Source organism: Frankia sp. RB5, from assembly GCF_059816245.1.
In genome coordinates, this window is sequence record NZ_JCBATA010000054.1 from 18,524 (window position 1) to 29,043 (window position 10,520).

At 73.8% G+C, this 10,520-nt stretch carries 6 protein-coding genes and 1 pseudogene; 2 read left to right on the plus strand and 5 right to left on the minus strand.

Annotated features, from left to right (window positions below):
- Window positions 1-31: 31 nt before the first annotated feature.
- The 4 genes and pseudogenes from AC6EXY_RS24405 to AC6EXY_RS24420 form a co-directional block, all read right to left on the minus strand.
- Window positions 32-4,153: pseudogene (locus tag AC6EXY_RS24405) on the minus strand (type I polyketide synthase); the annotation flags it as partial.
- A gap of 60 nt (window positions 4,154-4,213) precedes the next feature.
- A complete protein-coding gene (locus AC6EXY_RS24410) occupies window positions 4,214-4,420 on the minus strand; it encodes a ferredoxin (protein WP_101832039.1) in 207 nt (68 codons plus the stop codon).
- Window positions 4,417-5,703: a cytochrome P450 gene (locus AC6EXY_RS24415; protein ID WP_101832040.1), complete on the minus strand. Its 1,287-nt coding sequence runs from the start codon at window positions 5,701-5,703 to the stop codon at window positions 4,417-4,419. The genes AC6EXY_RS24410 and AC6EXY_RS24415 overlap by 4 nt, the downstream gene beginning before the upstream one ends.
- Before the next feature lie 59 nt (window positions 5,704-5,762).
- Window positions 5,763-6,569 (minus strand): SDR family NAD(P)-dependent oxidoreductase, encoded by an 807-nt coding sequence (locus AC6EXY_RS24420; protein WP_165818387.1) that lies wholly within the window; start codon window positions 6,567-6,569, stop codon window positions 5,763-5,765.
- 376 nt (window positions 6,570-6,945) lie between these two features.
- On the opposite strand from AC6EXY_RS24420, the gene AC6EXY_RS24425 reads away from it, so the two are divergent.
- Together AC6EXY_RS24425 and AC6EXY_RS24430 are read left to right on the plus strand one after the other, a co-directional pair.
- On the plus strand, window positions 6,946-7,974 hold the full coding sequence (locus tag AC6EXY_RS24425) for a 3-oxoacyl-ACP synthase III family protein (RefSeq protein WP_101832042.1): 1,029 nt from the start codon (window positions 6,946-6,948) through the stop codon (window positions 7,972-7,974).
- Between the two features lie 219 nt (window positions 7,975-8,193).
- Entirely contained in the window at window positions 8,194-8,967 is a 774-nt protein-coding gene (locus AC6EXY_RS24430; protein ID WP_101832043.1) for an AfsR/SARP family transcriptional regulator, read from the plus strand.
- Window positions 8,968-9,035: 68 nt separating this feature from the next.
- Here AC6EXY_RS24430 and AC6EXY_RS24435 read toward each other — a convergent pair whose 3' ends face one another.
- The gene (locus AC6EXY_RS24435) at window positions 9,036-10,502 is read right to left on the minus strand and encodes an FAD-dependent monooxygenase (RefSeq protein ID WP_101832044.1); all 1,467 of its coding nucleotides are present in this window, start codon (window positions 10,500-10,502) and stop codon (window positions 9,036-9,038) included.
- Window positions 10,503-10,520 lie beyond the last annotated feature (18 nt).

Consider the following 10,520-nt stretch of genomic DNA (forward strand, 5'->3'; position numbering starts at 1 on the left):
GCCGATCGATTCCCGAAATGGTATCGAACGGTTACTGGCCAGATACGAGGTTTTGCGCGATGAAACAATTGCGTAGGAATTCGGCAAGGCTTTCGAGCGTGGGGTGCTCGATGATGGCCGTCGCGGGGACGGCCACGCCGGTCAGCTCGGTCAGTCGGTTGCCGAGCTCCAGCGCGGTGAACGAGGTGAAGCCCAGGTCGGTCAGCGGGGTGTCGGCGGCCAGGTCGTCCAGGTTGGGGTGGCCGAGGACGGCCGCCGCGTGCGTGCGCAGCACGTCGAGCAGGACCGCCCGCGCCTGCGCCTCGTCCGCGGCGGCGAGGCGTTCGACGAGGTCCGGGCCGCCGTCGTCGTCGTTCGAGTCGACCGTCCCGGCTGGGATGGCGACGTCGGCGACACCCCGGAAGAACGGGTCGACCTGATCGCGGCCGGCGAGGTACGCCGTCCAGTCGATGTCGGCGACCACCAGGAACGCGGCGCCGTCCCGGCGGGCCTCGGCCAGCACGTCCATCGCGAGCCGCGGTTCGACGCGGCGCAGGCCCGGCGCCGACGGTTCGCGCTCGTCCCAGGGCCCCCACGCCACGCACAGCGCGGGCAGACCCGCCGCGACCCGGGTGCGGATCACCTGGTCCGGCTCGAGATCGTGCCCGCCGTGCCCGCCGTGCCCGCCGTCCCGGCCGTCCCGGTCGCACGTCGGGGAGGCCGGCGGGCCGGGCTCGGGTGGCTGGGCGGGGGCGAAGGGCGCGGGCAGGGATGTGAACACCACGAACGCCTCGAGGTCGAGGGCGCGGGTGTGCTCGTCGAGAACCGCGGCCGCGCCGCCGGTGCCGTCGGCGACGACGACCGCCCGCGGCGCTGCGGCCGCCGGGAGGTCGGCGAGCAGGGCTGCGACGGCACCGGCGTCGCGGGGGTCGCAGACCGCGGTGCCGACCTTCGCGCCGAGGCCGACCAGCTCGTCCGCCAGGGACGCGTCGATGTCCGTCGCGCGGGCGCCGACCAGGATCAGGCCGGTGGCGCCGTGGGCGGCCAGCCAGCGGGCGGCGTGCGCGCCCAGTCCCGCCGGGTCGACGGTCACCAGCACGGTCCCGCTCGGGCGCCAGTCCCGCCCGGAGCCGCCGCCGGCGGCCGGCAGGCGCGCGAGCCGCCGGGTCGACGCCGCGTCCGACCGGTCGGGGGGTGTCTCGTCGATCCGGTACCGCCAGCCGTGGGCGCGCCGCCAGGAGCTCAGCGCCGGCAGGACGTCGAGCAGCGCCGGAACCCGCTGTTCGGGCAGCCGCAGCACGTGGGCGAGGCGCTGGGCGTCCGCCTCCTCGACCGCCGACCAGAACCGGTCGTCCAACGCCGGCGTGGGCGTGGCCGGGCCCGCGTCCAGCCAGTAGCGGCGGCGCTGGAACGCGTAGGTGGGCAGCGCCACCCGCGCTGGCCGCGCCGCCGCGCCGACCAGGGCGCGGTCGTCCACCGCCAGCCCGGCGAGGCGGGCCTGGGCGAGCGCCGCCACCAGGGATTCGGCCTCCCCCCGCTCGGCCCGCAGCGTCGGCACGGCGAGCAGACCGGGCGCGGCGTCGACGGCGTCGTGCACCAGCGGGGTCAGGACCGCCCCGGGACCGATCTCGAGGAACACCCGGGTTCCGTCGTCGGACAGCGCGCGCACGCCGTCGTGGAACCGGACGGTGCGGCGCAGGTGCTCGGCCCAGTACCGCGGGTCGCCGAGGTCGTCGGGGCCGGCGAGGGCGCCGGTCACGTTGGAGGCGACCGGGATGGTCAGCGGGCGGAACGTCAGGGTGGCCGCGACGGCGGCGACCTCGTCCATCGCCGCCGCCATGTGCGCCGAGTGGAACGCGTGGCTGACCCGCAGCCGGCGGGCGGCGACGCCCCGCGCGCGCAGCGACCGGCTCAGAGCGAGCACGGGCTCCCGGTCACCGGTGATCACGACGGCCTCCGGGCCGTTCACCGCGGCGATCTCCACCCGGCCGCCGTGCTCGGCCAGCAGGTCCTCGACCTGCGCCCGCGAGGCGCGCAGCGAGACCATCGCGCCGGCACTCGGCGCCGCCTGCATCAGGGCCGCCCGCGCGGACACCAGCGTGCACGCGTCGGCCAGGTCCAGTCCGCCCGCGACGTGCACGGCCACCAGCTCACCCACCGAGTGGCCGATCAGCCGGTCCGGGATGAACCCCAGGCTCTCCAGCAGCCGGAACAGCGCGGTCTCCAGCGCGAACAGGGCCGGCTGGGCGAGACGGGTCTCGTCGAGCGCGCCCGCGCCCGGCCCGCCCGTGCCGTCGAGGACCAGCGGGCGCAGCGGACGGTCGAGGTGGCGGTCGAGGTGTGCGCAGCAGTCGTCGAAGGCGCGGGCGAACACCGGGTAGGTCGCGTACAGCTGGCGGCCCATGCCCGGGCGCTGGCTGCCCTGGCCGGTGAACAGGAACGCGACCCGGCCGGAGGTCGTGCCCCGGCCGCGCACGACGGCCGGGTCGGGGGCCCCGGCGGCGAGCGCGGCCAGACCCCGGCGCAGGTCGTCGTCGTCCCGCGCGATCACCGCGGCCCGGTGCGCGAGCAGCGGCCGGCTGCGCAGCAGCGCCGCCGCGATGTCCGCCCGGTCGGTCCGCGGGTTCGCTTCGATGAAGGCGAGCAGCCGTGCCGCCTGCGCCCGCAGCGCCGGGCCGGTCTGTCCGGACACGGTGACCGCCACCGGCGGGCGGATGGCCGGCGGGCTCGCCACGGTCGGCTCCCCCGCCGGCTCCAGCCCGTCCGGCGCCGCCAGCCCGTCCGGCGCCGCCGGTGCCTCCTCGAGGATGACGTGGGCGTTGGTGCCGCTGATGCCGAACGCGGACACCGCCGCGCGGCGCGGCCGGGCGGACCGCGGCCACGGCACGGCCTCGGTCAGCAGGGACACCGCGCCGCTGTCCCAGTCCACGTGCGGGGAGGGCGCGTCGACGTGCAGGGTCGGGGGGAGGACGCCGTGGCGCAGGGCCATGACCATCTTGATGATCCCGGCGACGCCGGCGGCCGCCTGGGTGTGGCCGATGTTCGACTTGACCGAACCGAGCCACAGCGGCCGGTCGGCGGGGCGGCCGCGCCCGTACGTCCCGAGCAGGGCCTGGACCTCCACCGGATCACCGAGCCGGGTGCCGGTGCCATGGCCTTCGACGGCGTCGACGTCCTCGGGCGTGAGCCGGCCGTCTGCCAGGGCCCGGCGGATGAGCCGTTGCTGGGCGGGCCCGTTCGGCGCGGTCATCCCGTTGCTGGCGCCGTCCTGGTTGACCGCCGAGCCGCGGATGACGGCGAGCACGGGCCGCCCGTCGCGTTCGGCGTCGGCGAGGCGGGCCAGCACGAGCAGGCCCACGCCCTCGCTGAAGCCGGTCCCGTCGGCGGCGGCCGCGTACGACTTGCACCGGCCGTCGGGGGCCAGCCCGCGCTGCCGGCTGAACTCGGTGAACACGCCGGGCGTGGCGGTCACCGTGACCCCTCCGGCGAGGGCCAGCGAGCACTCGCCGGCGCGCAGCGACCGGCAGGCCTGGTGGACGGCCACCAGGGCCGAGGAGCACGCGGTGTCGACGGTGACCGCCGGACCCTCCAGACCGAAGGTGTACGCCACCCGGCCCGAGGCGACGCTGCCGGCACTGCCGTTGCCGACGAACCCCTCGTACTCGGGCGGGACCACGCGCAGCCTGGACGCGTAGTCGTTGTACATCACCCCGGCGAACACGCTGGTGTCGGTGCCGTGCAGCGACCGGGGGTCGATGCCGGCGCGCTCGAAGGCCTCCCAGGCGGTCTCGAGCAGCAGGCGCTGCTGGGGGTCGGTCGCCATCGCCTCGCGGGGGCTGAGTCCGAACAGCCCGGCGTCGAACTCGTCCGCGTCGTGCAGGAACCCGCCGTGCCGGGTGTAGGAGCGTCCGGGCGCGTCGGGGTCGGGATCGTAGAGGTCGTCGACGTCCCACCCGCGGGTGTCGGGAAAGGCGGACACGGCGTCCTCGCCGCGGGCGACGAGCGACCACAGGTCCTCCGGGTCGCGCACCCCGCCGGGGAACCGGCAGCTCATGCCGACGATCGCGATCGGCTCGCTGGCCCGGGAGGTGACCTCGGCGAGCTGCCGCCGAGCCTGGTGCAGCTCGGCGGTGACCCACCGGAGGTAGTCGACGAGCTTCTCTTCGGTCGCCATCGGTCCTGCTGCCCTCCGTGATCGTCGCCGGGGTCGGATCGGCGCGTGCGCCGTGGCGGGTCAGGACGCCGGTGCGTCCTCGATGATCGAGATGATCTGCTCGGGGCAGGCCAGGACGCCGCCGCGGGCCTGCTCCGCGAGCCCGGCCGGTACCTCGAACTCCGCCATCTCGTTGGTGCCGAGCTCGCTGAGCTCGAAGACCTCGGGTGCCCGCATGGCACACAGGCCATGCCCCATGCACAGCTCGCCGGCGACCCGGATCCTCATCGCGGGTCCCGCGGGTCCGTTCCGGCCACCGCGGGCCCGCCGGCGGGCGGCGCGTCGAGGCGCAGGCCGAGGGCCATCAGGCCGCGCCCGGGGGAGTAGTGCCGGATGAGCGGGGCGTCCGGGTCGACGCGGTACTCGGGGAAGCGCGCGTGCCACTCCTGCATCGCGATGGTGATGACCCGCCTGGCCAGGTGCATGCCCAGGCACCGGTGCGGACCCACCCCGAACCCCAGGTGGCGGGTGGACGGGCGGTCGAAGTCGACGTCGTCGGGGTGGTCGAAGACGCGCGGGTCGAGGCCCGCCATCCCCCAGGACAGCAGCACCCGGTCCCCCCGGCGCAGCAGCATGCCGTGCCGCTCGACGTCCTGGGTGAGGATGCGGCCGGTGCTCGACACCGGCTCGTGGCGCAGCAGCTCCTCCACGATCACGGGAATCCGGTCCGGGGGCGCGGCGGCCACGGCCCTGCGCACCTCGGGATGCTCGGCGAGGTGGAGGAACTGCAGGCCGAGGGACGCCGTCGTCGTGTCGAGGCTGGCGCCCATGGTCACGAACGCCACGTTCGTCATCTCGTCCTGGGTGAGCTCCCGCCCGTCATGGCGGCTGCGCAGCAGCTGGCTGAGCACGTCGCGACGGCCTTCGATCCCGCTGGCGCGCAGGCGCTCGATCGCGTCGGCGAAGAACTCCCGCAGCGGCCGGTTGGCGTCGACGATGTCCTCGTCGGTCCGGGCGTTCGGGATTCCCTCGCGGCGCAGCCAGGTCTTGTGGGCGAGCAGGGTCTGCAGGTGCTCGCGGCCGATGCCGAAGGTGATGAGGAACGTCTCCGCGGGCAGTGCGGTCGCGAACTCGGCGATGAAGTCACACGAGTCCCGACCCACCAGCGCGTCGGCCGCCTCGGCCGCGGCCTGCCGGATCGCGGGGGTGAAGTGGTTGACCATGGACGGGTTGAACAGCTCCGCCAGGGTCTGCCGCCAGGAACGGTGCTCGTCGCCGTCGAGCTGGATCGGGATCTGCTTCTCCGGGAAGATCGTCCGGTGCGGGATCCCGACCTGGGCGCTGGAGAACAGCTGGGGGTTGCGGGCCGCCCACTCGATGTCCTCGTACCGGGTGAGGATCCAGTAGCCGCCCAGCTCCTGCGAGCGGACGATCGGCTGGTTCTCCCGCATCTCCTTCCAGTAGGAGACCGGGTCGTCCTGCAGCCACGGTGCGTACAGGCTCCAGTGGGCGGCGCGCTGCTCGGGAGTGGCGGGGATCGGGGGGGCGTCCTGAGGTCGGGGCAGCGCCATGTCGAGTCCTTTCGGTCGCCGACCCGCGCGGGCGGTGCGGGCGGCGGCGGGCAACGACGTCAGAGCATGCTGCGGCCACCGTCGACGCCCAGATAGGCGCCGGTGAGGTGGCGGGTGAGATCCGAGGCCAACGCGACGACGACACCGGCCACGTCGTCGACCTGGGCGACTCGGCCCAGCGGTGTGGCCTTGCCCAGCTCGGTGACGACGGCGTCGCGGCGGGCGCCCGCGTTGGCGTCGGTCGGTACCATGCCCGGCGCGACGGTGTTGACCCGGATGCCGTCGGCGCCCAGTTCGTTCGCCAGCGCCCGGGCCACCGCGTCCTGGGCCGCCTTGGCCACGGACACCTCGGCGATCCCGCGGGTCGGTCGGCCGCGGGAGGCGGTGGCGCCGATCAGCACGACACTGCCGCCGCCGAGCCGGCGCATCCCCGGCACGACCTCGCGGATCGGGTAGAGCGTCGTGGCGAGCTGGATGGCCGCGCGGTCCTTGATGGCATCGGCGTTGTCCACGGCGAGGGTGCTGCCGGACTCGATCCGGTCGAACGGATTGGCCTCGACGAACCCGACGGTGTTGCACACCAGGACGCTGATGTCGCCGAGGGCGGCGCTGACCGACGCGACCAGCGCCGACACATCGGCCGCACTGGTCGCGTCGGCCCGTTCGGCCACCGCGCGGCTGCCTGCGGCCTCGATCTCGGCGACGAGCTTGCTCGCCGCTTCGGCACTGGTGTGATAATTGACGCCGACGGCGGCACCATGTGCCCCGAGGGCCCGCGCCGTCGCGGCGCCGATGCCCCTGCTGCCGCCGACGACCAGGGCGACCTGGCCGGCGAGCAGGGTACTGCGGGAATGGCTCTGGCTCATGTGTGCTCCCGGAAAGAATGGCATCGGCGCGGTGGTCTGCCGTCGCTCACAGGCCCCCTTCGGGGCGCGAACCGGGTCCGAGTCTTCCAGCGCCGGCCAACGTGAGGCTTGAGCTGACCTAAAGTGCCGACATCCGCCGGCGCACAGCGCCGTTGACCGCGCCCCGGCCGGCCGGCGGACCTGGGAAAAGAGCCCGGGAACCGGGTTGATCACATCGCTTGAGAATTGTTCGCCGGCTACGTATCGTCATCCCGGATACGCGGCAGAGGCCTCGCGCCGCCGCGGACTTCGGCCGGCTCCGGTGAATCGGTACGGGTGGCGAGTCGCCTCCCGCGTATTCCGGCCGACCCCGTCGACAGCCCGGAAGGTTTTCGTCATGCCCTGCAACGACGTTCGTATTCGTTCGACCGGGATCGCGCTGCCCGGAGAACCTGTGGACAACGCGCGGCTCGCGCGGGCGTTCGGCCTGGATCAGATCTGGGAGCAGTGGATTGACGCCTTCGTGGGTACCCGCAGCCGCTATCTGGCCACCGACCTGTCCACGGGTGAGCGGTTCAGCTCGCTCGCGGACCTCGCCGCCACCGCCGCCGGCCGGGCGCTGGCCGCCGCCGAAGTCGGCCCCGGCGACGTGGACCTGATCGTCATGGCGACGGCCACTCCCGACATGCTGATGCCCGCGACGGTGAACGTCGTCGCCGACACCCTCGGGATCAACGACGTGCCCACGTTCCAGATCCAGTCCGGGTGCACGGGAGCGCTCCAGGCGCTGGAGGTGGCCAGCCGGTTCCTGGCCACCGGGAGCCGCACCGTCCTCGCGCTGGGCGGGGACACGTGTGCCAAGCATCTCGACACCAGGGCGGACCTCGCCGGCGTGCCGCCGGCGCAGCTGGTCAACCTGCTGCTGTTCGGCGACGCCGCGGCCGCGGTCGTGCTCGGCACGAGCGAGCAGCCCGGCCTCGCGGATGTCCGGCGGGTGACGACCCGCCTGACCGGACTCGGCCGCGAGGCCGGCCAGACCCTGGAGTGGTACGGCCTGGCCGACCGCGACGGTCGTCGCCCGCCCGCCAGCGAGAACTACAAGGCGATCGAGGAGGCCGTGCCGCGGATGGCGGGCGAGATCCTCACGGAGATGCTGGCCGAGCTGGGCTGGTCGAGCGCCGACTTCGACTATCTGCTGCCGCCGCAGCTGTCCGGGCGGATGACCGACCGCATCGTCGAGCAGCTCGACGTCCCCGCGGCGCAGCCGGTCTCGTGCGTGACGGAGACCGGAAACACCGGGAATGCACTGCCCTTCCTGCAGCTGGACCGCGCACTGGCCATAATGCAGCCCGGTGACCGCGCACTGGGCATCGCGGTCGAGTCCAGCAAGTGGATCAAAGGTGGCTTCGCGTTCGAGCGTGTCTGATCCACGTGTGCGGACCGGCCGGTGCCGGCCGGGTTTCGCTCGCGGCGCGCGCCCGCGGATACTGCCGCGCGGGCCGCCTGTCCGGTCTTTCGCGGGTGGTCCTTCTCACGTTTCGGATTGCTACCGACTACGTAGTTCCTCTGATGCGGCCTGCGTGCCGTTTCCTGACAATGATCCTGACCGAGTCATTCGCCGTGATACCCGCGGACGGGAGACATCATGCGACGGTACGCGGTTCTTGGGCCGCTGCGCGTCTTCGGAGAAGAGCGCGAGATCGAGATAAGCGCCAGGAAGATGGAGATCCTGCTGGCGGTGCTGCTGATTCGAGCCAACCAGGTCGTCTCGCTCAGTCAGGTGATGGCGGAGCTGTGGGGGGAGGCCCCGCCGCGCCGCGCGACGGCATCGGTGCACGTGTACGTCTCGAATCTCCGAAAGCTTCTCTCATGGCCCGATGGAGACGATAATCCGATTTACACCCGTAATCCCGGCTACATGCTCACCATGGGGGACGACGAGCTGGACCTGCACACGTTCCAGCGGGAGGTCGAACAGGGACGCGGCCATGTGCGGGAGCGCCGCTACGAGCAGGCCGCCCGGTGCCTGCGCGCCGGGCTGGAGCTGTGGCGGGGCCCGGCCTTCAACGAGTACCGGGAGGGGCCGATCGTCAGTGGGTTCGTCGGCTGGCTGGAGGAGTCGCGCCTGGAGTGCGTCGAGCTGCTGATCGACGCCGAGCTCGCCATGGGGCGTCATCGCCAGCTGGTCGGGCAGCTGCTGGCACTGACGGCGGAGTATCCGCTGCGGGAGTTCTTCCATCATCGGCTGATGCTGGCGCTGTACCGCTGCGGACGGCAGGCCGAGGCGTTGGGCGTCTACCGGGCGGTGCGCTCCACCCTCGACCGGGAGCTGGGTCTGGAGCCGGGTCGGCAGCTGCGGGACCTGCACGGCGCGATCCTCACCGCGGACGACGACCTGGACATCCGGGACGTGTCCTGACCTCGGCGCCGATCACGACTGCGCTCCGGCGCCGCGCGCGTGCGGCGCCGGAGCGCGGGGCGTCCGGGTCAGGCGCCGTCGCGGTCACCGAACCAGGTGGCCAGCGCCGCCAGGCGGCCCGCACGGTCGCCGCCCGTCGGATCCACGTGCGCGACGTGGCCGTCCGGCCGGACGAGGACGGCAGCGGCGGCGATCTCGGGGGTGGGTGGGGCCGTCACCACCCGAACCCGCTCGGACCAGCGCTCGAGGCCGACGAGGTCGGCCGCGCCGGCGGAGAGGTCGAGCAGGACGCCGTGTCCCTCCCGCAGCGCCGCGGCGACCTGGTCGACGCCCGACGCGGTGGCCAGCGCCGGGACCGGGGCGCCGAGCAGGGGGTCGTCCGCCCGCGCCGGGCCGGGCATCGGGTAGCGGGTGGCCGTCGTGGCCTGGAGCAGGTGGTTGTTGACCGCCGGGAAGCGGATCAGCTCGGTGATCAGCTCGCGCAGCGCGGCGACGCGGGGATAGGGGTGCAGCAGCGCCATCGACGCGTTCGCGTGCCAGCACATCCGCGCGCCGACGGGTCGCCGCTCGCCGTCGTAGGTGTCCAGCAGCCCGGGCGGCGCCCAGCCGGACACCGTCGCGGCGAGCTTCCAGCCGAGGTTGACCGCGTCCTGGATGCCGGTGTTCGTGCCCTGGGTGCCGGAGACGAAGAACGAGTGGGCGGCGTCGCCGGCGAGCAGCACCCGACCCGCCCGGTAGGACGCGGCGAGCCGGGTGGCGCCCCCGTACCGGTGCAGGAAGCCGACCGGTCCGAGCCTCGGTTCCCGCCCGGTGATCCGGGTGATCCGGGTGCGTAGCTCGTCGACCGTGACCGGCTCGCTGTCCGGGGGGCGTGCCACGTCGAACTCGATGGTCATCAGCCGCAGCACCTGCGGGCCGAGCGGGATCGCCCCGAACATGCCGTTCGGGTGGACGCCGGCGTCGAAGCTGGTGTCCGTGCCCTCGACGAGGGTCATGTCGCCGAGCACGCCGTAGTAGGGCTCCGAGCCGGCGGGGAAGTCGATGCCGGCCAGGGTCCGTACCGTGCTGTCGGTGCCGTCGCAGCCCACCAGGTAGTCCCCGCGCACCTGATAGGTCCCGGCGGGCCCGGCGACCCGGACGCTGACCCCGGCGTCGTCCTGCACCAGGCCGACGACCTCGTGCCCGCGGCGCAGGTCGGCTCCGAGCTCGCCCGCCCACCCGGCCAGCAGCCGCTCGAGCCGCCACTGCGGCAGGGCGTAGGTGTGCTCCTGGTCGGTGGCCGTGGACATGTCCAGCCACAGCAGCGCGAACGGGGTGAGGGGCCAGGGGAACATCTCGTCCGCGGTCAACCGGTCGGTCAGGCCGCGCTGACGCAGCACGTCCACCGTGCGGCCGTGCACGGCCATGCCGGCCGACGCGTCGGCGGGCCGCTCGCGGCGCTCGAGGACGACGGCGCCCACGCCGCGCAGGGCGAGTTCGCCGGCGAGCATGAGACCCGCGGGTCCGCCGCCCGCGATGATGACCGTCCCGCTCATGGTGCCTCCCGTGTCTGT

Excerpts from the sequence above, each read along its gene's own strand:
- AC6EXY_RS24415 (WP_101832040.1), bottom strand. The coding sequence starts at position 5,703 with ATGGCGCTGCCCCGACCTCAGGACGCCCCCCCGATCCCCGCCACTCCC.
- AC6EXY_RS24425 (WP_101832042.1), top strand. The coding sequence starts at position 6,946 with ATGCCCTGCAACGACGTTCGTATTCGTTCGACCGGGATCGCGCTGCCC.
- AC6EXY_RS24435 (WP_101832044.1), bottom strand. The coding sequence starts at position 10,502 with ATGAGCGGGACGGTCATCATCGCGGGCGGCGGACCCGCGGGTCTCATG.
- AC6EXY_RS24410 (WP_101832039.1), bottom strand. The coding sequence starts at position 4,420 with ATGAGGATCCGGGTCGCCGGCGAGCTGTGCATGGGGCATGGCCTGTGT.
- AC6EXY_RS24430 (WP_101832043.1), top strand. The coding sequence starts at position 8,194 with ATGCGACGGTACGCGGTTCTTGGGCCGCTGCGCGTCTTCGGAGAAGAG.
- AC6EXY_RS24420 (WP_165818387.1), bottom strand. The coding sequence starts at position 6,569 with ATGAGCCAGAGCCATTCCCGCAGTACCCTGCTCGCCGGCCAGGTCGCC.